Genomic DNA, 26862 nt, shown 5'->3' with positions numbered 1-26862 from the left:
CATCCGGATAAATCATACGAAATACTGGAGGAGATGAGCAGTTACGTTCAGACCCTTCTGCAGGATCTTGGTTTGCATTACCGCGTACTTCGTCTTTGTGGTGGTGATATGGGCTTTGTTTCTGCGATGACCTATGATATGGAGGTATGGAGTGCTGCGCAACAGCGCTGGCTCGAAGTTTCTTCAGTATCTAACTTTGAAGCTTACCAGGCAAACCGTTTGAAGCTGAGATTTAAAGGAGTTACTGGTAAAACACATCTTGCACATACTTTAAACGGCAGCGCTTTGGCGTTACCACGTATTGTAGCCGCGATCCTGGAGAATTACCAGACAGAAGATGGGGTGATAATCCCTGAAGTACTGAGACCATATACCGGATTTGACCGTATCGATTAATGGCATCATTTTGATATAAACCATTAACAACAATCAAGCATAAAAAAAGCTCCATCTTTTACAGATGGAGCTTTTTTATTTGAATAAATCCTTAGATTATAAAATCAGGATCAACAATAAGATAATGATGATAATTGCACCTACTGAAAGATAAACACCTCCACCCATTGCACGGGCTTCTTTTTTCATTGCTTTCAATTCGTTACGCAATTCTTTTCTCTCAGCTCTTGACATGTGAGATTTATCCATTGCTTTAATTTCTTCAACACGGTTAGTGATTTTTTCCAATTGAGCTTTTTGCTCTACTGTCATTTCCACTTTGTCTTTTGTTGTTGCTGCAGATACTGTGTTCATGCTAAGACCTAACATGAAGATTAAGGCGAAAGAGTAAATTAATTTTTTCATAACGTTTGATTTAGTTTTAAAGTGTACGTGATACACATCCAGAAACAAAAAACCTACCAAAAGTTTTGGTAGGTCTGTTTTGCGCTCAAATCGCCTAATTATGCTTTAAAAGCCTATTTTTTATTTTTGGTGATAAAAAATGTTGTTTCGGGCTGTCTACTGTAGTGGTCGTTATTTAAATTCGAACACTGTATTCATCACGTAACTGAGCTTGATCTTCTTAAAATCGATCTCTGCTGAGGGTGCAGCCTCTGCATCGGCACCTACGCCCCGGGCCATCGACATCATTGTACGGTATACGGGCTGAGGAAAAGTTTCGTTATTGATTTCCTGGATATCAATAACGCCGCCTAGCTGATTACCCAGTGCTTCTACCAGATAAGTTGCTTTCGCCTTAGCGGCCTGCAGTGCTTTAATCTTCAGATCCTTTTTTAAGGCCTCGATTTTAGAATAGTCGTAGCTGTCGATATTTGTATAAGCTACAGCTTTAGGATCAACAGCGCCGATGATCGCATTCCATTTATTCAGGTCGGTTACTTTCAAACGGTATTGTTTGCTCACCAGAAAGTCAGGGTTTTTCTTCTTTTCTGCAACTGTATTATAGCCAGACAGGTTACTGATCATCAGGTTTTCCTTTGAAATCCCGGCAGACTGTATTGCATTGTACAGTTGTGTTTCCAGCTCGGTGATCTCCACCTTTTTCTTACTGTTGCCATCTTTGAGGTATTCCTTCAACGAAATGCTGATATAGATAATGTCCGGGGTCACTTCAGTTTCTGCTGTTCCGCTAACGCTGATCTTTTTACGCAGGTCTACCTGCTGGGCCATCGCGCTCATACTGAACAGGGCTACAAAGACAATTGTGAATAAGTGTTTCATAAGGATTCTTTTTTGTGTGTATACAGGTTAGATGTAAAAATCATACCGTTTCCATATTCTAATGTAAAAAAAAACGCCTGCAAAAATGCAGGCGCCTTGTTTCTTATGTCTTTGGTTAGTCTTCTACCATTTCATTATTGGGGCCGATCTCCTCTTTCACATCTTCCTTAAAATAACTCTTCTGGAAGATCAGAATGGCGATTACGCCTACAGATATGGCAGCATCTGCAACGTTGAACACCGGTCTGAAGAAGATATAATCTTCTCCTCCCCATATCGGTACCCATTTAGGAAAAATTCCTTCGAGGATCGGGAAATAAAACATGTCGACAACCCTTCCATGGAAGAGGGCGGCATATCCATAGATTTTTCCGTAGATCACCGAATCAATGATATTGCCCAGTGCTCCTGAAAAGATCAGTGCCACGTTTAATATCAGGCCCCGGTGGTATTTGTGTTTGATCAGGTGTACCAGTCCGTAGCCTATTCCGGCTACAGCACCAATTCTGAAAAGCGACAAAGCCAGCTTTCCAAATTCACCGCCAAACTCCATCCCGAAGGCCATTCCATTATTTTCAGTGAAATGTATAATGAACCAGTTGCCAATGACCTTAAATTCCTGGCCAACGTACATATTGGTCTTGATCCATGTTTTCACTGCCTGATCGGCAAGTAAAACAAGAAATATCACCAGCAATGGTTTAGTATAACCTTTCATTATGCCTGCTTCAGTTTAGCTTCCATACTTAATGTAGCGTGAGGTACTGCACGCAGACGTTCTTTCTGAATCAGTTTACCTGTTTCACGGCAAATACCGTAAGTTTTATTCTCAATGCGTACCAGTGCAGCTTCTAAATTATCAATAAATTTCTTCTGACGGGCAGCAAGCTGGTTCAATTGCTCTTTTTCCATTGTTGCTGATCCGTCTTCCAGTGTTTTATAAGTTCCTGAAGTATCTTCAGTACCATTAGAATTTGGACTGCTTAATGAATTTGTTAAATCAAGAAATTCCTCTCTGGCCATACGAAGCTTGTCCTGGATCAGCACTTTAAATTCTTGAAGCTCGTTATCTGAGTAACGCGTTTTTGTAGGGTTTTCCATAATTTATTATTGTTTTGCAATCAAAATTTGTAGTTCAACATCATCAATTACTATTTTGTTTCCTAAATCGAAATCATCGGTCAGGGTAAGCTCATCTGCTAAAATTTCTGCGCAAATGTAGGCTTTATTATTGTCTACTGCTGCCCTAATCAGGTTATCGTTTTGTAAATTAACCGCTATACGGTCAGTTACCTCAAAATTTAATTCTTTTCTCAGGTTCTGGATCCTGTTGATCAGCTCCCTCGAAAGTCCTTCTTCCTTCAGTTCACCTGTAATGGTCACGTCCAGGGCAACGGTAAGGTTGCCAAGGTTAGTTACCTGCCATCCGGGAATATCTTCAGCAATGATATCAACATCAGCCAAAAGTATCTCATAATTCGTACCTGGAACCCTGAAAAGGCCTTCGGCTTCAAACGTGCCCAGATCTTCCTGACTCATATTGCTGATCAGTTCCGCAACGGTTTTCATGTCCTTGCCTACCTTTGGCCCAAGGGCTTTAAAGTTAGGTTTTATCTTTTTGGTGATGAATCCTGCGGTGTCTGTAATATACTCAATATTCTTGATGTTGGTTTCTGAGAGGATAATTTCTTTAACCAATTCTACCCTGCTTTTAAAAGCCTGGTCCAGTACCGGAATTAAGATCTTGGCAAGGGGCTGACGGACATTGATACCGGATTTCTTTCTCAGGGACAATACCATCGAAGAGATGTCCTGCGCAAGGTGCATACGTTCGTTCAGTTCTGTGTCGATCAGTGAAGTATCACCTTCTTTCCAAAGTGTTAAGTGGATGGACTGTTCTGCCTTTGCAGGTTTGTTCACTGTCAGGTTCTGATACAGCCAGTCTGCAAAAAACGGTGCTATGGGCGACATCAGTTGTGATACCGTTGCCAGACAGGTGTATAATGTCTCATATGCCGCTTTTTTATCGGCTGTCATTTCGCCTTTCCAGAAGCGGCGGCGTGACAAACGGATATACCAGTTGCTCAGGTGTTCATCCACGAAGGATTGTATTGCCCTTGCAGCCTTAGTCGGCTCATACGTATTGTAACTCTCATCCACCTCATTGATCAGGTTTTGCAGCAATGAAAGAATCCACCTGTCCAGTTCCGTGCGGTCTTTTACAGGGGTTTCGTTGTTCTCATCGATTTCAAACTTGTCGATGTTTGCATACAAAGCGAAGAACGCGTATGTGTTATATAAAGTTCCAAAGAACTTGCGCCTCACTTCGTCCAGTCCGTCCATATTGAACTTCAGGTTGTCCCATGGAGAAGCATTGCTGATCATATACCATCTTGTCGCATCTGCACTGTAAGTATCAATCGTATGGAAAGGATCAACACCATTTCCTAAACGTTTGGACATCTTGTTACCGTTCTTGTCCAGGACAAGACCATTGGATACCACATTTTTATACGCAATACCTTTATTGCCTACACGTTCATTGATTGCTTTGATCTCATCACTTGTCTCGCTCAGCATTACTGCTATCGCGTGCAAAGTAAAGAACCATCCGCGGGTCTGATCCACACCTTCTGCGATAAAATCAGCAGGGTACGCATTCTCAAATTCTTCTTTGTTTTCAAAAGGGAAGTGCCATTGTGCATAAGGCATTGCCCCGCTGTCAAACCACACATCGATCATATCCGCTTCACGGATCATCTTTTCTCCTTTAGAAGAGGTCAGGATCACATCATCCACATATGGACGGTGCATATCTTTCAGTTCAAAAGAAGCTTCCATGAAACCTGCATCAACAGATTTTTTGATCTCTGCATTCAGTTCGGCTATAGAGCCGATACATTTTTCTTCCAGGCCATCTGCAGTTCTCCAGATTGGCAGGGGAGTACCCCAGTAGCGTGAACGCGACAGGTTCCAGTCTACCAGGTTTTCCAGCCAGTTACCAAAACGCCCGGTTCCTGTAGCTTCAGGTTTCCAGTTGATCGTCTTGTTCAGCTCTACCATTTTCTCTTTTACAGAAGTGGTTTTGATGAACCAGCTGTCAAGCGGATAATATAATATGGGTTTATCAGTTCTCCAGCAGTGCGGATAACTGTGCTCGTATTTCTTTACGTCGAATGCTTTATTATCTTCTTTCAGCTTGATCGCGATCAGCACGTCAGTTGGTTTAAAATCTGCTGCTTTGCGTTCCTCGTCGCTATAGTATTCTTCCTTTACATAATAACCGGCGAAGTCAGTTACTTCATCAACAAATTTTCCTTGTTTATTTACCAAAGGAAGATCATTGCCCTGGTCGTCTTTTACCATGACAGCAGGTACGCCACTTTCTTTGGAAACCCGGAAATCGTCCGCTCCATAAACAGCGGCTATATGCACGATACCTGTTCCGTCTTCTGTGGTTACATAGTCAGCGGGGATCACGCGGAAGGCTTTTTCCTCCAGCTCCGCATTGGTTACATAATTCATCAGCTGATGATAACGCAAACCAATCAGGTCTTTACCGGTAAACTCCGCAGCGATAGTCCAGGGAATGAGTTTATCCGTGTCTTTAACATCTTCGAAAGAAAGGTTTTCCGCTTCTTTTTTGAAATGTTTTCCTACCAGGTCTTTTGCCAGTACAACACTTACAGGTAAAAAGGTATAGGGGTTAAAGGTTTTTACTTTTACATAGCTGATCTTTTCACCTACAGCCAGTGCACCGTTAGAGGGCAAAGTCCATGGTGTTGTTGTCCAGGCGATGATCGCAGTATCTTCAGTGCTGTTTTCAAACAACACCGGCATCAGAGGATGCTGCTGATCTTTTTTCAGGAAAAACTGTGCTGTGATGGAAGTATCTTTCAGCATTTTATATGTACCCGGCTGGTTCAGCTCATGCGAACTTAAACCTGTACCCGCAGCAGGAGAATAAGGCTGAACAGTATACCCCTTGTATAAAAGGCCTTTATCGTAAAATGTCTTTAGGATCCACCAGAGTGATTCAATGTATTCGTTTTCGTAGGTAATATAGGGTTTTTCAAGATCTACCCAGTAGCCCATTTTTTCTGTCAGGTCATTCCAGATATCGGTATAACGCATCACTTCCTCACGGCAGGCTGCGTTGTAGTCTTCCACAGAAATTTTTACACCTATATCTATTTTGGTGATGCCCAGTTTTTTCTCTACAGCAAGTTCAATAGGAAGTCCGTGCGTATCCCATCCGCCTTTACGTTTCACCTGGAAACCTTTCAGCGTTTTGTATCGGCAAAAAATATCCTTGATAGCGCGGGCCATTACATGGTGAATACCAGGCATACCATTAGCAGAAGGCGGGCCTTCGTAAAAAGTAAATGGGTTAGATTTTGGCCTCGTTGAGATGCTTTTTTCAAAGATATTCTCCGCTTTCCAAAACTCCAGTATCTCTTTACCTATTTTAGGTAGTTCTAATTGTTTAAATTCCCTATACATCAATCCAGTATCTTAAAAAAATAAGGATGCAAAGTTACGGATTTAGAATGAAAAATAGTAGTTGTTCCGGGAAATACATTGATCATCAAAATCTTAAACTGGTTTGGTTTTTGTTCAGTATATTTACCAGGGAAAAAAAATAATATTAAGATCATGATAAAAGCAATGAAACTCCAGAAAGCAGTAATCGCCATAATTCTTGGTGTGCTGGCCTTGGTTGCCTATTTAATCATGGATGCAAACGATGTCAGCTGGAGCAAATATGTGCTTGAAGGTTCGGGATTACTCCTGATGCTGGGTGCATTTTTGTTTCTGTACCCGATTTTGTTTGCCAGAAAGGACAAGGAAGGATGTGTTGAACTGGATCCTGAAGCACCCCTGTCCAAAGCACCTGAAACTGCTGATAAATAACATTTAAAAGACATTTTCACTCTGATCATAAAAAAGGCCCCTGTAGATTCAGAGGCCTTTTTGTAATCTTAACTATTTTATTTTACCAGAACTTCACATACAATGCGGTAATGATCAAAAGTGTTAGGATGATCAGCGCCAGTGTAGAAGGCTTCACATTGAACATACTTTTATCAAGTTCAAAAGCTTTGGGGTTAACCTTAGGGCCAGCGTAACTCATGGCAATCATGATCACCATAGTAAATGCAAATGACAGCCCCATACAGATATGGAATGGAATTTCCCATCCGCCTGCTCCGTTTGGATAAGCGGTATACAAAATCGTATCGTGACCCATGAGCGAGGGAGCAAATTCATTAAAGAAAACCGAAAATAAGAAACCTGCCAGTACCCCTGCAATTGCAGCCGCACCAGTAGTTCTTTTCCAGAACATTCCTAAGAAGAACATCGCGAATACTCCCGGACTGATAAAACCAGTGTATTTCTGAATGTAAGTAAAACCACCTACACCACCGATGCCCAGTAAGTCGTTCCAGGTAAATAGAACCGCCAGGATCAGACCGATCACAACAGTAACACGGCCCACAAAAACCAGGCTTCTCTGATCCGAGTCTTTTTTGAAGTATTTTGAATAGACATCCAGGGTGAAAATCGTAGAGATACTATTCACCTTACCAGCCAGTGAGGCAACAATCGCTGCGGTAAGTGCCGCAACAGACAGTCCTTTCAATCCTGTAGGCAGGAAAGTAAGCACAGCAGAATACGCACCATCCTTTCCACCGATCAGCTGTGGAAGGTATCCGCCCCTGTACAATACATAGGCAGCAATACCAGGCAGCATCACAATCAGCGGCATCATTAGTTTCAATAAACCGGCAAACAGGATACCTGTTCTTGCAGTGTGCAAATCAGCACCCAACGCTCTCTGTGTGATGTACTGGTTACAGCCCCAGTAGTTCAGGTTGATAATCCAGATCCCGGCAAGGTAAGAAGCCAGTCCGGGGAAAGTAAGGTACTTGCTGATCTCATTTTGAGTAGAGGTAGCCGTAGGCCTTGGAATGATCATTTTGAAGTGCTCCGGAGCCTGATCCATCAGTACCTTAAATCCTGCAATTGCATTACTGCCGACACCAAATTTCTCACCAACAACAGTCAGTGCAATATATGTTGTAACCAGTCCGCCAAAGATCAGTACAGCCACCTGAATTACGTCAGTATAGGCTACAACCTTCATGCCGCCCAGTGAAATAAACAGCGCAAACACAGCAAGGCCGATCATGATCACGTGCAGGTATTCCCCTCCGGTAAGTCCATTGATAGCTACTGCACCTAAATACAGGATCGATGTCAGGTTCACAAAGACATAAAGGAACAGCCAGAAGATCGCCATAATCAGTGCTACCGATTCATTGTACCTGGTTTTCAGGAACTGAGGCATCGTATAGATTTTGTTCTTGAGGTATACCGGAATAAACCAGACTGCCACAATGATCAGGGCGATGGCTGCGATCCATTCGTAGGCTGCTACAGCAACCCCCAGGAAGAAACCTTCACCGCTCATGCCGATAAACTGTTCGGCAGAGATATTGGACGCAATCAGTGATGCACCGATGGCCCACCAGGTTAAAGTACCTTCCGCCAGGAAGAATGCTTTTGCATCATGTTCATTTCTCTGGCGTTTGTGATAGATTGAGTATCCATACAGGGAAACAACCAGAAAGTAAACGATAAAAACTACATAGTCAGTAGTAGCTAAGCTATTGGTCATAATTTGATTTGGTTAGAATTTTTCATGGGTTTAATGTTTGTTTAACTGATAATATACCTCGTTCCACTTTAAATCGTTACGCAATTGATTTATAGTAGTTTGATTATCGATGCCAACATACTCAATCCCTGCGATATCTGCAAAATCTGTGAGATGTTCTGCTGTTAAATTCTGGCTATAGCATGTATGGTGCGCACCACCGGCATAAATCCATGCTGCACAACCTGTTTTCATATCCGGCTGTGGTTTCCATAACACACGTGCAACAGGCAGTTTTGGCAATTCATGTTGTTCTTCTACACCATCAACTACATTTACCAGCATGCGGAACCTGTTGCCCATATCAATGATAGAGGCATTTAAGGCCGGGCCATTCGCTGCATCAAAGATCAGCCTTACAGGATCTGCTTTACCCCCGATGCCAAGGGGATGTATCTCACATTTAACTGGTCCTTTAGCCAATGCGGCATCAACTTCGAGCATGTGCGAGCCCAGTACAAAAGAGTTCTGCGGTTCAAAATGATAAGTATAATCTTCCATAAAGGCATTTGCACCTTCAAGTCCGCTGCCCATTACTTTCATTGTTCTTACCAGGACCGCCGTTTTCCAGTCGCCCTCACCGGCGAAACCATATCCATCGCTCATCAAACGCTGTACTGCAATACCCGGAAGCTGGCTCATACCGTGCAGGTCTTCAAAAGTATCCGAGAAACCTTTAAAATTTCCCTGTTCAAGGAAATTGCGCAGGCCGATTTCAATTTTTGCTGCTTCCCTTAATGAGGCATGCTTTGCTCCGCCTTTGATCAAACTTCCGGCCATCACATAACTATCTGCGTATTCCTTTACCAGCAGGTCAATATCGGCATCTGCCGTCTGATTTATCACCGCAACCAGGTCTCCGATCCCATAAGTGTTTACCGAGAAACCGAATTTTATTTCTGCTTCAACTTTGTCACCTTCGGTCACCGCAACATTCCTCATGTTATCTCCGAAACGTGCGTATTTCGCTCCCTGCATATCAAACCATCCTGCAGCAGCGCGCAGCCATGTGTTTACACTTTCGCGTACTTCAGGGTCTTCCCAATGTCCTGCAACCACTTTGCGGTTGATGCGCATTCTGGAAACGATAAATCCAAACTCACGGTCGCCATGTGCGCTTTGGTTCAGGTTCATGAAATCCATGTCCATAGTGCTCCATGGGATGTCACGGTTGAACTGGGTATGTAAATGAAGTAATGGTTTTTGTAATATTTTTAGCCCGCCGATCCACATTTTTGCGGGTGAAAAAGTATGCATCCAGGCAATAATGCCGATACAGTTTTCTGCATTATTGGCTTCCTGACAAACAGCATAGATCTCGTCAGCAGTTTTAACTGTTGGTTTGAAAACGATTTTTACGGGAATCTGCGGAGAATCGTTCAGCGCTCTTGCAATTTGCTGTGAATGTTCTGCCACCTGTCTCAGTGTTTCTTCTCCGTATAAATGCTGGCTTCCGGTAATGAACCAGGCTTCTAATTGTTTAAGGTTGGTTATCATAGTATTTGTTTATTGACCGTAATAGGAATCCACACCGTGTTTCCTCTCGTAATGTTTTTGAATTAAAGCATCTTTCATAGGGCGTACGTCATTTCTGATCTGTTCTGTCAGGAATGCCATTTTTGCCAGTTCTTCTACCACTGCACTGTTGTAAACGGCTTTGTCCGCAGTTTTGCCCCAGGTAAAGGGGGCGTGGTTACCCACAAGGATCATTTCTACATCTGTATAATTTAATCCCTGCTCTTTAAGGTGGTCAATGATCTGAAAACCTGTTTCATACTCATAATTCCCTTTTATTTTTTCGTCGCTCATCGGTGGGGCGCATGGAATGGCTGCTGTGGTATGGTCTGCGTGGGTGGTTCCGTAAACGGGTATTGATTTCAGCGATTGTGCCCATGCGGTGCCATAGGTAGAATGCGTATGTACAATACCACCTATGTTTTCCCAATGTTTATACAATACTGCATGTGTTTTGGTGTCTGACGAGGGCCTGAGTTTACCTTCAACGGTATTGCCGTCAAAATCCACGATCACCATATTCTCCGGCGACAGCTCTTCGTAGGGTACCCCGCTTGGTTTGATCGCAAAAACATTTTTTTCTCTGTCGGCTGCACTTGCATTTCCAAAGGTGAAAAGCACAAGCCCCAGTTTAGGAAGCTGCATATTTGCTGCATATGCTTTTTCCCGGATCTCCTGATATTCGTTCATTCTTATTTATGATTTAGTAATGTATCTGAGCAAGCGTTATTTTGGTTAGTTATGGGTTGTATTTTGTTCGATATAACCACCCAGCGACTGGTAACGCGGATAACGGCTGGCATAGTAGGCTACTGCTTCTTCTTCCGGGAAATACTCTGAATCAAATCCGCTGCCCATGCCTTTCATTGCTTCTTCCACTGTAGGGTAAATACCTCCAACTACTGCGGCAAACATGGCTGCACCTAAGGCACAGGTATGTTCAAACTGATGTATGCGGATAGGCATATTTAACACGTCGGCCATCATCTGCATGATATAGGGAGATTTTTTGGCTACCCCGCCGATGCCAATGATTCCTTTTACAGGAATTCCTTCTGAGATAAAGCGGTCTACAATATTTTTTGCACCGAAACAGGTTGCTTCGGCCAGTGCCCTGAACAGCCGCGGTGCATCAGTGCCTAAATCAAGGTTGCTCAGAGCACCTTTCAGTTCCTGATTGGCATCAGGTGTCCTTCTGCCGTTAAACCAGTCGATACCCAGTTCATCGTCGTCGTTCTTTAGTAGTAAAGCAGCCTGTTTGCTGAGATGCGGGATGATCTTGTCCATCATTTCTTCCAGCAGTGCGTTGGCTGTAGCTTTCTCAATCAGTACAGATTCATGCAGCAGCGTTTTCAGCGGCCAGCTCAGTATATTTTTAAACCAGGCATAAGTATCGCCAAAGGCTGACTGCCCGGCTTCGAGACCCATCATTCCGGGAATAACCGATCCGTTTACCTGACCGCAGATACCTTTGATCAGCTTACCTTCGATATCGGCTGTTGGGGCCACGAGAATATCGCAGGTAGAGGTTCCCATTACTTTACTCAGGTGGTAAGGTTCAATCTGACCGCCAACAGCACCCATATGCGCGTCAAATGCGCCAACACCCACAACAACGGAAGTGCTCAATCCCAATTTGGCTGCCCACTCTTCACTTAATGTACCGGCGGGTTTGTCAGATGTATAGGTTTCTTTGAATAAACGTGAAGTGAAACCGTCCAGCAGCGGATCGAGTTCTTTGAAAAATTCATTGGGAGGGAGGCCGTCAAACTCTTCAGACCAGAGTGCTTTATGTCCTGCAGCACAGCGGCTGCGTTTCATTTCTTTGATTTCACTTCCGCCCGTCAGCAGGAAGGGGATCCAGTCGCAATGCTCTACCCAGGAGTAACAGGCTTCTCTAACTTTTTCATCTGTTCTCAGTGTGCGGAGCAGCTTTGCCCAAAACCATTCTGATGAATAGATACCACCTTCGTAGTCGAGATAATTGATGTCATATTTAAGGGCATGCTCATTGATCTGTGCGGCTTCTTTCACTGCAGTGTGATCTTTCCAGAGTACAAACATGGCGTGAGGGTTTTCTTCAAAACCGGGAGTCAAGGCCAGTGGTGTTCCGGCTTCGTTAACTGCCACAGGAGTTGAGCCTGTAGTATCTACAGCAATTGCTTTTACGGCATCAGCAGCAATCTGTCCGCCGGCCTTTTCCAGGCAGGCTTTAATCGTATGTTCCAGCCCTTCGGTATAATCGAGAGGATGCTGTCTGAACTGATTAATTGCAGGATCACAGAATAATCCCTTCTGCCAGCGCGGATAGTTAAAAACTGATGATGCGATCTCTTCGCCATTTTCGGCATTAACAAGTACGGAACGGACCGAGTCTGAACCATAATCTACTCCAATAACGTATATATTTGGTTTCATAAAATAATTAAATGTCTAATTAACGTTTATTTATTTACTAAACGAAATTTTTTACAAAAATTCATTGTTAAATAATTAGACGTCATTGGAGATGGGAATGGCAAGAGCAAGAGGTTGTTTTTAAACAATAAGATATGGAAACTGTCATAGGAAGACGAGAGGAAGTATAACTTCTCCGCCAAATCTTACGGAAAGGAACTGGAAAAACAAACTAACGTCTTCAAAGATTAGACAAGAACAGGAAAAACATTGTTCCTGACAATGATTATTACTTATGGTGTCAGTAATAGTGCAAGTTTCCTGGACTCGTACAGAAGGAAATTTAGCATGGATATACTGTTCGATATTAGCCATTCGGAGATTCCGTCTTAATTGAGCCCAGGTAATCACTGTTTGAAACATTTTTTCCATCAGGAGAAACAAAGAACATCCAGATATGACAACTGCTGCCCAGAAATCTGTACGAAGAGCTACTGGAACTGAAAGATCAGATTTGATTGCAGTGTCTGAATAAACGACCATTTCAGTGATTTCATTGTAATTTGATGTGAGGGGAAATCGCTGCCAACTACCTTCATTGTAACTGTCTCAGTAACATTCCAGCTTACTTTGACCTGATCACTGCCTTCCAGAATCATTTTTCCACTCCAGGCATGTTCCTCGTCACCTTTGCTCAAAATGATTTTTTTTACAGTTGATTTCAAAATTGGGAGCAACGCCGGTGATTGCGCGCTCCCAATTGCAATGCATTGCGCGGTTAAAAGGGCTATCCTTATTTTTCTTATGATAGAAACCGATTTGAATATACGCAAGGAAAGGGCTGAGAAACCTGGACATGACATGGAGCCTGAAGTTCTGCGGAAGGAGTTTGTCTTTACTTTTTGCATCCAGATCCGGGTCCCAGCTAAATTCAAGCCGGTTATTATGCAGGCTTACTTTGCGTTTTTTGGTGCAGCAACAGCACCCATTGAAAGTATGATCTTTTTGTAATTGATCTTCAGTTGGGATATTTCCCTTTAATTGCTCCGGGTTTGTTTACTGATGTTGCAACGCTGTAGAAGTCCCAGTCCTGAGGTTTGGGTGTATGCTTAAACCCAATCCGAATATATTCTTTGAGGGTTGTGAGGAATGGAGAGATTAAAGCTGTCCTCATCAATACCTCCTCCTGTTTGTCTGAAAAGGTATCTACCTTTCCAATTGTTCGGCCAACGGTCTTTCCGTTTAGAGCCCGTGCAAGGCCATGTTCGCTCCCATAAAAGAGAAAGAAGGTAAAAACTAATGATAAATAGGTTTGGCGCGTTTAGCGCCTAACTGATCAGGTTTTCAGGGTTGGGAATAAAATTGAGGAAAGCCTGAAATTTGGCCTTATACTTTTTCTTGTCAAGTTTAAAATAAAAGGCGCCCTTTTTGGAATTGGACTTGTCTTTCTCTTCCAGCTTGATTAGCAGTCCGGTTGATGTCAGCTTTCTGATAAAATTCCTGTTATCAATCTTGGTGTTATACACCCCTTCATAGAGGCTTTGCAGCTGTGGTATCGTGAATTTTCTTGGCAGCAGTTCAAATAACAACGGGTGCAAAGCAGCCTTGTACCGAATCTTCTGCTTGGCAATTTCTACCATCTGCCCATGATCAAATACCAGGGTGGGCATTTCGTTGACCAGAAACCATTCGGCATGGTACCTGTCACTCAGCTGGGTTTCATATTTGTGGATGTCAATTAATGCAAAGTAGGCAACGGAAACAATCCTTTCATCAGGGTCTCGTGATGGGTTCCCAAAAGCATACAGCTGTTCAAGATAAACGCCCTCAAGGCCTGTCAGCTGCAGAAGAATCTTGTTTGCTGCTTCATCCAGGCTTTCGTTGTTTTTAATAAAACCGCCCATCAGGCTCCATTTATCTTTCTCAGGTTCAAAGCCCCTTTTAATCAGCAGGATCTTTAAGTTTTCTCCATCAAAACCAAAAATAATGCAATCCACTGCAAGCAGCATTTTTGTTTCTGTTGTGTTGTTAGTCATTCACGTATATTAAGATAACCCTGCTAATATTAGTCAAAAGATTTATAACTGCAAACTTAACAAGAATTATATTAATCGTTGTTTTGACGGTTAATATAATTTTCTCTATTTTGCCGTTGACTATATATAAACCATTAAAAAGATTATGAAAACGAATCAAAATTTATTTTTTGCAATGCTCCTGTTTACGGGTGTGCTGGCAAGTTGCAATTCCAATTCAACCAAAAAGACCGACAATGCAGATTCCACGGAGACCACTACTGTGGCAGCTGTGCTTCCTGATTCTGCAGCCTTTGAAGGAACTGCAGATAATAAGCCGGTCCATTTATACACCCTGAAAAATAAAAGCGGCGACGAAGCAGCTATAACCAACTTTGGCGGAAGACTGGTGTCATTGCTTGTAAAAGACAACAAAGACAAACTGGTGGATGTAGTCCTGGGGCATGACAGCCTGAAACCTTACCAAAGAAAAGAAGAGTTCTTTTTCGGTGCTTTGATTGGCCGTTATGGAAACAGAATTGCCAAAGGTAAATTTACACTGGATGGTAAAACTTATCAGTTGCAGGTCAATGATGGTCAGAATACCCTGCATGGGGGAACAAGCGGATTCTATAAACAGGTTTGGGATGCTAAGAAAACCGATGACCATACACTTGAACTCAGCTATGTGTCTAAAGATGGCGAAGGTGGTTATCCGGGTAAACTGACAGTAAAGGTTACTTACGCCCTGGAAGATGACCACTCATTGAAAATCACATATAATGCAACTACAGATAAAGCTACGGTAGTGAATCTGACCAACCACGCATACTTCAATTTAAACGGTGCAGGTGATCAGACAATAACCGATCATACACTTCAGCTGGAAGCTGATGAATACACACCTGTAGATACTACACTGATCCCAACAGGCAAACTTGAAAAAGTAGCGGGTACGCCGTTCGACTTTACCAACGCTAAGCTGATCGGTGTGAATATCAATGACAGTAACACCCAGCTGAAAAACGGAAAAGGATATGACCACAACTGGGTGCTGAGAAAGGGTACCGGCCTGCGTAAGGCAGCTACAGTAAGCAGCCAGAAAACAGGTATAGTGTTGGAAGTACTGACCGAAGAACCGGGAATACAATTTTACAGCGGGAACTTTCTGACGGATAAAATGAACTATGGTAAAGGAAATGCTACTTACGGATACCGCTCTGCATTCTGTCTTGAAACACAGCATTTTCCAGATTCACCTAACCAGCCGTCATTCCCATCAACTGTGCTGAAACCGGGATCAACTTACAGCACAATTTCTGTTTATAGATTTTCTGTCAAAAAATAAGGTTTAGCAAACAAATTCTGCTTACAGGCATTAATTAGTTACAATAAAATATTTTAAAATGGATTCAACTCATCAAATTGAAGAATTAGCAATCAATACAGTAAGGACCTTATCAATTGACGCGGTACAGAAAGCAAACTCAGGGCACCCTGGTATGCCTATGGGTGCTGCCCCAATGGGTCACGTTTTGTACGCTCATTATATGAAATTTAACCCTAAAAACCCGGACTGGGCAAACAGGGATAGGTTTATTTTATCTGCCGGGCACGGATGTATGTTACAATACAGCTTGCTGCATTTAACGGGATTTAATGTAACGATAGATGATTTAAAAAACTTCCGCCAGCTGAACAGTAAAACTGCAGGCCACCCTGAGTATGGGCTGATTGACGGCGTAGATGTTACTACCGGTCCTCTGGGCCAGGGTTTTGCCAATGGGGTAGGCTTTGCAATCGCTCAAAAGCACCTGGCAGCAAGATACAACAAACCAGGATTTGATCTTTTTGACTACAAAATTTATGCAATCTGCAGTGATGGTGATATGATGGAAGGTGTAACTTCCGAAGCAGCTTCTCTTGCAGGTCACCTGGAACTGGGTAACATGATTTACCTGTATGATGATAACCATATTTCTATCGAAGGTGCTACAGATATCGCCTTTAATGAAGATGTAGCCAAACGTTTCGAAGCCTATGGCTGGCACGTGCAGGTGGTAAACGACGGGAATGACCTTGATGCCCTGATCAACGCAGTACGTAATGCAAAGGCAGAAACGCAGAAACCTTCACTGATCAAAGTACGCACACAGATTGCCTATGGCAGTCCTAATAAAGTAAATACAGCCGGTTCACACGGTTCTCCGCTGGGTGCCGATGAGATTAAACTGGTGAAAGAATTCTTTGGATTTGATCCTGAAAAATCATTCTATGTTCCTGAAGAAGTAGATAGTTTTTATCAGGCGGCCGGTAAAAAAGGAACGGATGCTAACAAGAAATGGGATGAGCTTTTTGCGCAGTACAAAGAGAAGTTCCCTGAGCTTGCAGCAGAATATGAGCAGGCACAAAGTGGCGAGCTTCCTGAAAACTGGAAAGAATCATTGCCGGTATTTGCAGCTTCGAAAGATAAAATGGCTACCCGCCAGGCTTCCGGCAAAGTGTTAAATGCTATTGCAGCAAGTGTTCCGGGATTGATAGGTGGTGCCGCCGATTTAGCACCATCTACAGAAACAAACCTGAAAGAATACGATTCCTTTACTTCTGAAAACAGGGGAGGACGTAATTTTCACTTCGGTATCCGTGAGCACGCCATGGGTTCTGCACTGGTAGGAATGGCCTTAACTAAAGGTGTGATTCCCTTTGGGGCAACTTTCCTGATGTTCTCTGAGTATATGCGCCCGCCAATCCGTTTGGCAGCCATTATGAAGATCCGTCCTATTTTTGTGTATACGCATGATAGTATCGGGTTAGGAGAAGACGGAACAACGCATCAGCCGGTTGAACAACTGATCTCGCTGCGGTCTATTCCAAATATTACAGTAATCCGTCCTGCTGATGCAAATGAAACTGCTCATGCATGGCGTGTTGCCCTGGAGCATAAAGACGGCCCGGTTGTACTGGTATTTACCAGACAAGGATTGCCGGTGCTCGACCAGGATAAATATGGTAAAGCAGAGGGACTGGAAAAAGGTGCCTATGTATTATCTGATTCTGAAGAAACACCAGATCTGATCCTTATTGCTACCGGTTCTGAAGTAGCGCTGATTATGGATGCACAGGTTAAACTGAGAGAAGAAGGCATCAATGCAAGGGTAGTGAGTATGCCTTCATGGGAGTTGTTCGAAAAACAGGATGCTGCTTACAAAGAAGAGGTTTTCCCTAAGGCTGTCAGAAAACGTCTGGCTGTAGAAACAGGTTCTCCGCTGGGATGGCATAAGTATGTGACTGATGAAGGGGATATTATTGCCATGACTACTTTTGGCGAATCTGCTCCTGCAGAAGAATTGTACAAAGTGTTTGGATTTACCATTGATAACGTTGTTGGCAAAGCCAAAGCGTTACTTGGTAAATAAAGAGAGTTCTTCTGGCTTCGCTGAAAAAATTCCCCTCTCTTCCGATGCTGCCTGCCGCTGAATTGCGCCAGAAGGTATCGAAAGAGAGGGGAAAATTTTTTAAAGATATCCAATGCAGGGCCTCTACCTTGCAGTGGTTCTTTTCCGGAGATTAATTTACGTCAAACCAGAGTTTGGTAGTTAAGGCATCTGTTCCCTGGTGGGCAACTGCTGCTTTGTATCCGTCAGGATTGAGCGACTGCTCTGTTCCTGGATAGATAAATCTAACAGGAATCTGTCCGTTCAGGGCACCTGCAACCGCTGGTGTGAGCTGCGGATAATCCAGCCTTCTCCATTCGGTGAAGGCTTCTAATCCTTGTCCGTACAGAGCAATCCATTTTTGGTCTCCGATAGATTTCTTATAGTTTGCAGCATTGAACTGAACAGCAGTACTGGCTTTGTATGTTGTGATATCTGCAGTTGAAACTCCATATTGTGTTAACGAAGCTTCTATCGCCTGATTGTATAAGGTGCTAGCATTTTCACTGGTGAAGCCTCTCGCTGCTGCTTCTGCGCGGTCAAATAATACTTCAGCATAGCTGATGATCACTGCCGGAGCGGTAGGCGCAATAAAGTAGGTGCCCAGTTTGGAAACCTGGTCTTTACCCGGAAGGTTAGCACTCAAACCATTCGCGGCCCCAATATAGGTTTGTGTTGAAACGGCTTTCTGTGCATAGATTGCTAAACGCGGATCGTTAAGTGCAGTAAGCTGATCAATTAACGTTTTGCTTACACGGTATTCATCCGGACGTGTGTCAAACAGGTTGCTAATCGGATTCTGATTCGGCGAAGCTTTATAGGCCAGCTGTGCTGTTTCGCTGTTTGCACTGATGTATCCAATACCTTCAGTTGCTATAGCTGCAATGGTCTGTCTTGCCAGTTCCGGCTCACGGTCTGCAATGCGTAAAGCAATTCTCAGGCGCAGTGAATTGGCAAATTTCTTCCAGGAAGTGATAGAGTTTGCATAAATCACGTCTCCTGCAATAGCTTTTCCACTCGGGTTAAGTGCATCCTGAGCAGTCTTTAGATCTGCCAGCAAACCCAGATAAACATCCCTTTGGTTATCGTATTTAGGTAACAGGTATTCATCTATACTACCCGCTTGTGTGTAGGGGATATCGCCATAGGCATCTGTCAGCATGCTAAATATCCATGAACGCAGAACAAGTGCTACGCCCTTGTAGTTGGGGTTTGATGAAGCATCGGCCAGTTTAATAATCTGGTTCAGGTTAACCACCCCCTTTGCATAACCTACCGACCATAGCTCATTGAAACTTGCATTGGTAAAAATGTATCTGTCGGGATCGGTGTACTGAATCTTTGCTACATGTTGTACAAAAAGCAGGCTTGAGCCCAGATTGTTATTGGTACCCCAGTAAGTATCGGCAGTAGCCTTGATCGCCCCGGTTAAGAGGTAATCCGGTTGTGCGGTTTCCGAAGCGTTGGGGTTAACATTGCTCTCGTCGAGCGATTTCTTGCAGGACACCGCAGTGGATAATATGGCTGCTGATATCAATAAGTATATATATCTGATCTTCATGATAATTAAAATTTAAGGTTGATGTTGAAGCCAATGTTGCGTACGCCCGGAAGTGTCAAGTCTTCAAGCCCTTGTCCGTTGCCGGTATTGAATGCAGTTTCCGGATCGATATTAGGTACTTCCTTGTGAATGATTAACAGGTTACGGCCTACTACAGAAACCGTAGCACTTTGCAACCCGATCGACTTGATCCATTGCTGCGGCAGGGTGTACCCTAATTTGATCTCTCTTAATTTTACATATGTAGCGCTGTATACTGTGCTTTCATCTGCATTGGTTGTCGACTTATAGTACTGCGAAGCAGGAATAATTCTGCTGTTGACTGTTCCATCTGCAAGTACGCCATTGAATACCATACCGTCGTCATAAACAATTGCCCCGCCCGGTGCAGCGCTGCCTGCTGCGATCTGTACCGCTCTGGCCGTATTGTCGTTTCCAGGAAAATAGTAACTCAGGCCACCGTTTTCTGTACCACGTCCCGGAAGGGTTGATGCAAGTACACCTGTATAAGTTCCTGTAGCGTTGGTACCTGAATAGATCTTACCTCCAACATGAGCATCTAGCAGTACACTTAGATTAACTCTCTTGTAAGTGAAACTGTTGGTAATACCGCCTAACCAGTTTGGCGTGTATTTACCAAGAACTTTTTTACTTGCACTGATTACCGGTGTTCCATCAGCATCTACCAGAATCTGACCTGCGGCATTTCTTTCGTAGGCTGTTCCGAAAATTGTACCATAAGGCTGTCCTACAGCAGCAAGGATCTGTACAGTTCCGTCTGTACCCAGTACATAGCTCTGGATGTTTCCGTAAAGAGATTTAACCCTGCTTTTGTTGGAAGAGAAGTTGGTGTTGATATCCCAGGTAAAGTTGCTTGTTTTGATTGGTGTTAAGCCCAGTTGTAATTCCACACCTTTGTTGTTGATTGTTCCCCCGTTTACCAGTTTACTGCTGTAACCTGTGGTAGTACTTACGTCAAGGCTTAAGATCTGATTGATACTGTTTGTATTGTAAACACTCGCATCAAATCTCAGCCTGTTTTTGAAAAATCCCAGTTCAAAACCTGCCTCCGTAGAGTTAGTAGTTTCTGGTTTCAGGTTGGCATTCAGGTCGACCGCATTGGCATATTGCTGCGGGTTGCCGTCAAAAGGCGCAATAAAACCATAAGTATTGATCAGCTGATAAGGGGAAGCATCTTTACCCACTTTAGACCATCCTCCGCGAAGTTTCGCAAAGGTTAGTGCATCACTTTTGATATCAAAAGCTTCGGTAAGGATCAAACTTCCGTTTACAGAAGGGTAGAAGTAAGAACGGTTTTCAACCGGAAGGGTAGAAGACCAGTCATTTCTGGCAGTAAGGTTTAAGTAAGCATAATTCCTGAATGAAAGTTGTGCCGAACTGAATGCACTGTAAACTTTCTGTTTGGTGTAGTAGTTATAGGAAATCAGCGGATCTCTCGAATTGCTGAGGGTATACAGACCGCTTACAGCAAGTTTTGAAGCCAGCTGGTCATTATTCTCCAGCGTTGATGTACGCATGTTACCACCTAACAATATATCCAGATTAAAATCTTTGTTCAGTTTTTTGGTATAGTCTAACCTTGCTTCGGTATTGTTTTCATTGAAGGTATAGGCATCTTCCTCATAGGAACCAAAAGGTGTTCCGTTTGTGCCGTAGGCGATTTTTGTCTTTCTGCGGTCGGTATAATTATCATTGCCGGTCCTGAAATTTGCAGAGAGTCCCTCGATGATCTTATAGTTTAACTCTGCACTACCGATGAGGCGGTTACGTACCTGGCCAACAGTATTTTCATAAGCAACAAAGTAAGGGTTACTGTAATAGCTGTTGTTCCAGTTGATATTTTGTCCGCTTTCATACAGGGATTTCAGCTGACTTACATCTACCTGACGACCAAACCATGTGAACTGAAGCATAGTACTGGTAGATCTTTTACCGCCCGAACCAGGAATATTATCGGCACTGCTGTTTACATAATTTGCATAGGTATTCAGCGTCAGTTTAGGACTGATCTTGTAACTCGAATTGAACAGGAAGGAGTTCTTCGACTGTGACGAGTTAGGAATTACGCCCTTCTGATCCATATTGTTATAGGAAAGGCGGTAATCAAATTTTTCACTGGAACCCGAAAAAGCAATTCCGTTATTGAGTGTACGGCCGGTGTTAAAGAAGCTCTTTACATTATCAGGATGTGCTATAAAAGGAACAGCGACACCGTTGGAATTGAATTGCGGAATTAACCTTCCATCCAGGCGGGGGCCCCAGCTTTCGTCTACACCGTCATTTAAGCCGCCACCGGCCCCGTCAACATAGCTGAACTGGCCATTGGCACCCTGGCCGTATGAATTCTGGTAATCAGGAAGGATCAGCAGACTTGAGAAGGTGGTATTTGAGGTAACGCTGATGCCCAGTCCTTTGGAGCCTTTACCTTTTTTAGTAGTGATAAGCACCACACCTGCAGCGGCACGTGATCCATAAAGGGCGGCAGCATTCGGACCTTTCAGTACACTCATCGATTCGATATCATCAGGATTGATGTCAGATATCGGATTGGCATAGTCCCTGGATGCTGAGGTAGCCGAGATGGCCGAATTTCCCAGAGTCTGTGTATTGTCGACAGGAACGCCATCAATGATAAACAGGGGCTGGTTATTTCCGGAAATGGAAGTCTCTCCGCGGATGATGATCCTCGAAGAACCCATATCTCCCTGGCTGTTGGTCACCTGTACACCGGCAATTTTACCTGCCAGGGCATTTACCAGGTTCACTTCCCGGGCTTCTGCGATATCCTTTGATTTCAGTTCCTGCACGGCATAACCGAGGGATTTTTTTTCTTTAGGAATATTCAGTGCAGTCACTACTACTTCGCTAAGGGCATTCTGAGCTTCCTCAAGTGTAATATTCAGTGTAGTATTTGCGCTGCTTACTTTGATTTCCTGTTCGGTATACCCTATAGAGAAGATCCTTAGAATATCATTCTCATTGGCGTTGATACTGAATTTACCATCACCGTTTGTCTGCGTACCGCTGCTGCCGCCTTTAACAGAGATACTTACTCCCGGAACGGGCTGGCCTGAGACTTTCTCGGTGATAACACCGGATATTTTAACAGATTGCGCAGCTGCGATCTGTATTGTAAAAAAGGATAGAACAATCCCTAGTACAAGCTTGTAAAGTTTGAACATATGATTAATTTATTATTGTGTATGTCCTACTTAGCTACCACCTTGCCCCTAATGAATTAAGAGCACAGCTGATCCAAAGCAAAACTGGATAGTGATGAAAATTTTATTTGTTTTGGGGAATGGGTGTTACATGCACATGAGGTGGCAACAACAGTAGTGTTGATGGTTTTGGACCGGAATGGAAGAATTGCTCGTTCTTGATTTGGTATAGTTTGTCTTCATTTTAATAGTTCTCTTTTTTCAGGTCCAAAGGTAAGAATAATCTACTATTCCTATAGTGTTTATTTATTTCGTATTTTCCTGCAAAAAAAACGCAATTTTTTACATATTAAGATATGCTTTGCACTTTGATCACCGGAATTTATGTTGTCAAATCATTAATACCAGAATATCATTTTGAAACCTGTGAATTATGGGGTTTTATTTAAAATAATACAATTTTTCGGACGGTAGTAAAATCGGAAAATTATATTTTCGATTACCTGTAATCCATTTTGAGGCAAACTTCCAAAATAAATTGAAATTTTTTGAAGACATGTATTTAAAATAGTCTAATTACATAAATTCATCCTTTAAATATCTGTTATGGTCATTTTTTATTTAATTCTCTAATTAAATTTTAGGTTTTTTGGTTTGCTTCGTGATTTTTTTGTTTAAAATAAATACTATTTGTATTCTAAAAAAATTATCTTGCGATACTATTAATTATTAAACCTAAATCAATGACAAAACAATTACTAATTTGTTTTGTCTTCATGCTGTTTGCGATAGGAGCAAACGCACAAGACAAAACTGTCACGGGTAAAGTGACTTCAAAAACAGACGGACAGCCGCTTCCTGGAGTAAGCATCCGGGTTAAAGGTTCGAAACAAGGAACAGTTACCAATGCAAGCGGAGCATTCTCGTTTAGTGTTCCACAAGGAACTACTTCTGTAGACATCTCATTCATCGGTTACCTTATGCAAAGTGTAGCTATTCCGTCATCAAACGTGATCAATGCTTCTTTAGCTGAAGATTCACAACAACTTGAACAGGTTGTGGTGACGGCTCTGGGAATCACGAGAAAAAAGAACGAACTGCCATTTGCTGCGCAGGAATTGAAAGCCGAAGATATCACCCGGACCCGGGATATCAATCTTGTGAATTCACTTGGTGGTAAAGTTGCCGGTCTGGATATCAAAAGGAGCAATGCAATGGGCGGATCAACAAACGTGGTTATCCGCGGTTCTAAATCTATTACACAAGGTAACCAGGCGCTGTTTGTAATTGACGGCGTTCCTGTGAGTAATGCTACTGCAAATACCGAAAATCAAAGTACAGGTCGTGCCGGATATGACTACGGTAATGCTGCCTCGGATATCAATCCGGATGATGTAGCATCAATGACAGTTCTCAAAGGTGCGGCAGCAACAGCATTGTATGGTTCAAGGGCTGCCAATGGCGTAATTATCATCACTACCAAAAAAGGAAGTAAAAATTCTACCAACATCACAGTAAACAGCGGTGTAACTTTTGGCAAAATCGATAAATCTACCTTCCCTACTTATCAGAAAGAATATGGTCAGGGCTACAATTCACCTGCTACAGATGGTACAGGTAACCCTGTTCCTACCGCTGGTTTCTGGTACCGCGATGTGTTTGGTACAGGTAAGGTGATGACGCCGCAGTTTAGCTCTGATGCTTCCTACGGACCAAAATTTGATCCAAATCTGCTGGTTTACCAATGGTCAGCTTTAGACCCATTCTCTCCGAATTACCAAAAAGCAACCCCATGGGTTGCGGCGGCTAATGGCCCCGATACTTTTTATGAAACTGCTGTAACCTCAAATCAGAGTGTAAGTATTGATGGTGGTGGCGAGAAAGGGACTTTCAAGGTGGGTTATACACGTAATGATGAAAAAGGCGTATTGCCAAACAGTAAGATCACTAAAAACCTGTTCAACTTTGGCGGATCATATGAGATGGCTAAAAACTTAACGGTATCAGCAGCTGCCAACTATTCAAAAATTGATGGTTTAGGACGTTATGGTACTGGTTATAGTGGTTTAAATCCTAACCAGGGCTTCCGTCAGTGGTGGAACGTTGGTGCCGATATCACTGAACTTGAAGAGGCTTACAACAGAAACAACAAAAATATAAGCTGGAACTGGGGTGATGCGACAGGTACAAAACCAATTTATGCGGATAACCCTTATTTCAACCGTTATCAGAATGTGGCAAATGATACAAGAGACCACTTCTTTGGTAATACTGCGTTAAACTACAAAGTAAACGACTGGTTTGATGTCATCGGACGTGTGTCTTACGATGGTACTTCTGACCTTCAGGAAGAACATATCGCAGTAGGATCTACCGCACTTCCTGCTTATGCACGTACAAATGGTACATTCGCAGAAACCAACTTTGACCTGTTGATGAACTTCAATAAGAAAATTACTGAAGATATTTCTTTCAAAGGACTACTGGGTGCCAACCTGCGGCGCAGCAGATTAACAAATATCTATGCAAAAACTAACGGCGGACTTACTGTTCCGGGCTTGTATTCCTTATCTAACTCAGTGAGCCCGATTGAGGCGCCGGTGGAGAGATATGAACGGAAAGCAGTAGACGGTTATTTTGCCAGCACAACTTTTGGTTACAAAGACCTTGTTTTTGTAGACGCTACGGTCAGAAGAGATCAGTCAACCACCCTTCCAACCAACAACAACGTATTCTGGTATCCTTCAGTTGCGGGAAGTTTTGTATTCTCCAATGTACTGAAAGATCTGACATGGTTGTCTTATGGTAAATTAAGACTGAATTATGCTGAGGTAGGTAATGATGCGCCTAACCTGAGTATATATGATACGTACACAAAACCAACTGCATTTGGTTCGATCCCTATGTTCTCGGTTTCTGACACAAAAAACAACGGCGCCCTTAAACCTGAGCGTACTAAAAGTATCGAGGGTGGTATCGAGACCTCATTCCTGAACAGCCGTTTCGGTTTTGATGTTACACTTTACAAAACCAATACTGTAGATCAGATTACTCCGGTATCTGTAACAACTGCTACAGGTTTCCTTAAATTATATGTAAATGCCGGCGAGGTTCAAAATAAAGGTATAGAGGTTTCTGCTTTCCTGATTCCTGTTAAAACCAAAGATTTTGCCTGGACATTAAACCTGAACTGGTCTAAAAACAAAAGTGAAGTGGTTTCACTGTATGCTGATGTAAAAAATATTGAGTTAAATACGCTTTCATTGTCTGGTGCAGTTACTTACAATGCTGCAATTGGTCAGCCTTATGGTGTGATTAAAGGAACCAACTACGTTTATAAGGATGGTCAGAAAGTTGTAAATGCTAATGGTTATTATGCTGCAACATCCAGTTCAGCCGAAATCATCGGTGATCCGAATGCCGACTGGATGGGTGGTATCGGAAACACATTCAAGTACAAAAACCTTTCACTGAATTTCCTTGTAGATATCCGTAAAGGCGGAGATCTGTGGTCGCTTGACCAGTGGTATGGTCAGGGAACTGGTTTATATCCAAATACTGCCGGTACAAATGACCTGGGTAATCCGGTAAGAAGTTCACTGGCAAGCGGAGGTGGTATCATTTTACCAGGTGTACTGGCTGATGGTACTCCCAACACCAAACGGATTGACGTTTCCAACTCCGGATCATCCGCTTATGGCTATCCAAACAACCCACCACGTGCTTCAACGATCTATGATGCAGGTTATGTGAAACTGAGAGAAGTAGCACTGGGTTATTCCCTTCCACAGAAATTAGTCAGCAAACTGCGTGCATTCAAAGGAATTGATATTTCACTGGTTGGACGTAACCTTTGGATTATCCACAAAAATGTACCATTTGCTGATCCTGAAGATGGCCTGGGTTCTGGTAACGTTCAGGGCTACCAGAGTGGATCATATCCTGCTGTAAGAACTGTAGGATTCAATGTTAAATTTAGATTATAATCACACACCATGAGAAAAATATATAGCGTTTTAGTTGCAGCAGTGCTTTTGAGCTCTTGTGCGAAAAACCTGGATGAATATAACATCGACCAGAAGAAGGCTACTGTTGTGCCTGCTGCCACACTGTTTACAGCGGCACAAAAAAGTTTTGCAGATGTGCTCACCAGCCCAAGTGTAAATACGAATGTATTCCGTTTTTATGTACAGCAATGGACAACCACAGAGTATCTTGATGAACCGAGATACAATTTGCTTTCAAGAACATTACCGCAGGCATTCTGGTCTGCAATCTATAAGGATGTACTGAGTGACCTTCAGGAGGCAAAAAAGGTCATCAATGCTGACCCTTTGCTGAATGCAGATGTGAAAGC

Annotated in this window: 21 protein-coding genes; 7 read left to right on the top strand and 14 right to left on the bottom strand. The window is 42.9% G+C overall.

Features of this window, described 5'->3' with window-relative positions:
* A partial coding sequence (locus ABWY16_RS11150; protein ID WP_353904725.1) for an aminoacyl--tRNA ligase-related protein occupies window positions 1–396 on the top strand: 396 nt, incomplete at its 5' end.
* Window positions 397–492: 96 nt separating this feature from the next.
* Here the strand turns inward: ABWY16_RS11150 and ABWY16_RS11145 are convergent.
* The 5 genes from ABWY16_RS11145 to ileS all read right to left on the bottom strand — a co-directional run bounded on the left by ABWY16_RS11145 (window position 493) and on the right by ileS (window position 6183).
* On the bottom strand, window positions 493–801 hold the full coding sequence (locus tag ABWY16_RS11145; protein WP_353904724.1) for a hypothetical protein: 309 nt from the start codon (window positions 799–801) through the stop codon (window positions 493–495).
* A gap of 171 nt (window positions 802–972) precedes the next feature.
* Window positions 973–1680: an SIMPL domain-containing protein gene (locus ABWY16_RS11140; RefSeq protein WP_353904723.1), complete on the bottom strand. Its 708-nt coding sequence runs from the start codon at window positions 1678–1680 to the stop codon at window positions 973–975.
* A gap of 115 nt (window positions 1681–1795) precedes the next feature.
* Window positions 1796–2398, bottom strand: a complete 603-nt coding sequence (locus ABWY16_RS11135; RefSeq protein ID WP_353904722.1) for a lipoprotein signal peptidase — start codon at window positions 2396–2398, stop codon at window positions 1796–1798.
* Window positions 2398–2781 carry a TraR/DksA family transcriptional regulator gene (locus ABWY16_RS11130; protein ID WP_175470477.1) on the bottom strand — a complete coding sequence of 128 codons (384 nt, stop codon included), beginning with the start codon at window positions 2779–2781 and terminating at the stop codon, window positions 2398–2400. The genes ABWY16_RS11135 and ABWY16_RS11130 overlap by 1 nt, the downstream gene beginning before the upstream one ends.
* A 6-nt stretch (window positions 2782–2787) precedes the next feature.
* Window positions 2788–6183, bottom strand: a complete 3396-nt coding sequence (gene ileS, locus ABWY16_RS11125) for an isoleucine--tRNA ligase (protein ID WP_353904721.1) — start codon at window positions 6181–6183, stop codon at window positions 2788–2790.
* 153 nt (window positions 6184–6336) lie between these two features.
* Between ileS and ABWY16_RS11120 the strand changes: the two genes are divergently transcribed.
* On the top strand, window positions 6337–6594 hold the full coding sequence (locus ABWY16_RS11120; protein WP_353904720.1) for an isoleucyl-tRNA synthetase: 258 nt from the start codon (window positions 6337–6339) through the stop codon (window positions 6592–6594).
* An 82-nt stretch (window positions 6595–6676) separates the two neighbouring features.
* Here the strand turns inward: ABWY16_RS11120 and ABWY16_RS11115 are convergent, their stop codons facing one another.
* From ABWY16_RS11115 to ABWY16_RS11090, 6 genes are all read right to left on the bottom strand, one after another.
* Window positions 6677–8362, bottom strand: a complete 1686-nt coding sequence (locus ABWY16_RS11115; RefSeq protein WP_353904719.1) for a sodium:solute symporter family transporter — start codon at window positions 8360–8362, stop codon at window positions 6677–6679.
* Between the two features lie 30 nt (window positions 8363–8392).
* Window positions 8393–9898 (bottom strand): L-arabinose isomerase, encoded by a 1506-nt coding sequence (araA, locus tag ABWY16_RS11110; RefSeq protein ID WP_353904718.1) that lies wholly within the window; start codon window positions 9896–9898, stop codon window positions 8393–8395.
* 9 nt (window positions 9899–9907) lie between these two features.
* Entirely contained in the window at window positions 9908–10606 is a 699-nt protein-coding gene (locus tag ABWY16_RS11105) for an L-ribulose-5-phosphate 4-epimerase (protein WP_353904717.1), read from the bottom strand.
* Window positions 10607–10651: 45 nt separating this feature from the next.
* Window positions 10652–12334 carry a ribulokinase gene (locus tag ABWY16_RS11100; RefSeq protein ID WP_353904716.1) on the bottom strand — a complete coding sequence of 561 codons (1683 nt, stop codon included), beginning with the start codon at window positions 12332–12334 and terminating at the stop codon, window positions 10652–10654.
* A gap of 470 nt (window positions 12335–12804) precedes the next feature.
* Window positions 12805–13011 (bottom strand): hypothetical protein, encoded by a 207-nt coding sequence (locus ABWY16_RS11095; RefSeq protein WP_353904715.1) that lies wholly within the window; start codon window positions 13009–13011, stop codon window positions 12805–12807.
* A complete protein-coding gene (locus tag ABWY16_RS11090) occupies window positions 12998–13171 on the bottom strand; it encodes a DUF6266 family protein (RefSeq protein ID WP_353904714.1) in 174 nt (57 codons plus the stop codon). Before ABWY16_RS11090 ends, ABWY16_RS11095 begins: the two co-directional genes overlap by 14 nt.
* Here ABWY16_RS11090 and ABWY16_RS11085 point away from each other — a divergent pair.
* Complete coding sequence (locus ABWY16_RS11085) at window positions 13118–13324, top strand: hypothetical protein (protein WP_353904726.1); 207 nt, start codon at window positions 13118–13120, stop codon at window positions 13322–13324. The two genes, ABWY16_RS11090 and ABWY16_RS11085, sit on opposite strands and share 54 nt — an antisense overlap.
* Before the next feature lie 317 nt (window positions 13325–13641).
* On the opposite strand, the gene ABWY16_RS11080 is transcribed toward ABWY16_RS11085, so the two are convergent.
* A complete protein-coding gene (locus ABWY16_RS11080) occupies window positions 13642–14349 on the bottom strand; it encodes an NUDIX hydrolase (protein ID WP_353904713.1) in 708 nt (235 codons plus the stop codon).
* A gap of 145 nt (window positions 14350–14494) precedes the next feature.
* Here ABWY16_RS11080 and ABWY16_RS11075 point away from each other — a divergent pair, with 145 nt between their 5' ends.
* Window positions 14495–15676 carry an aldose epimerase family protein gene (locus ABWY16_RS11075; protein ID WP_353904712.1) on the top strand — a complete coding sequence of 394 codons (1182 nt, stop codon included), beginning with the start codon at window positions 14495–14497 and terminating at the stop codon, window positions 15674–15676.
* Between the two features lie 58 nt (window positions 15677–15734).
* Entirely contained in the window at window positions 15735–17744 is a 2010-nt protein-coding gene (gene tkt, locus ABWY16_RS11070; protein ID WP_353904711.1) for a transketolase, read from the top strand.
* A gap of 151 nt (window positions 17745–17895) precedes the next feature.
* Here tkt and ABWY16_RS11065 read toward each other — a convergent pair whose 3' ends face one another.
* Window positions 17896–19323 (bottom strand): SusD/RagB family nutrient-binding outer membrane lipoprotein, encoded by a 1428-nt coding sequence (locus ABWY16_RS11065; protein WP_353904710.1) that lies wholly within the window; start codon window positions 19321–19323, stop codon window positions 17896–17898.
* Window positions 19324–19328: 5 nt separating this feature from the next.
* Window positions 19329–22526: a SusC/RagA family TonB-linked outer membrane protein gene (locus tag ABWY16_RS11060; protein ID WP_353904709.1), complete on the bottom strand. Its 3198-nt coding sequence runs from the start codon at window positions 22524–22526 to the stop codon at window positions 19329–19331.
* A 722-nt stretch (window positions 22527–23248) separates the two neighbouring features.
* On the opposite strand from ABWY16_RS11060, the gene ABWY16_RS11055 reads away from it, so the two are divergent.
* Together ABWY16_RS11055 and ABWY16_RS11050 are read left to right on the top strand one after the other, a co-directional pair.
* Window positions 23249–26491: a SusC/RagA family TonB-linked outer membrane protein gene (locus tag ABWY16_RS11055; RefSeq protein ID WP_353904708.1), complete on the top strand. Its 3243-nt coding sequence runs from the start codon at window positions 23249–23251 to the stop codon at window positions 26489–26491.
* Window positions 26492–26500: 9 nt separating this feature from the next.
* Window positions 26501–26862: SusD/RagB family nutrient-binding outer membrane lipoprotein (locus tag ABWY16_RS11050; protein WP_353904707.1), on the top strand; the 362-nt coding region annotated here is incomplete at its 3' end.

This window comes from Pedobacter sp. (assembly GCF_040513095.1).
GTDB lineage: Bacteria > Bacteroidota > Bacteroidia > Sphingobacteriales > Sphingobacteriaceae > Pedobacter.
Note: the sequence above shows the minus strand (reverse complement) of the source record. Positions and strands in the feature narration are given on the sequence as shown.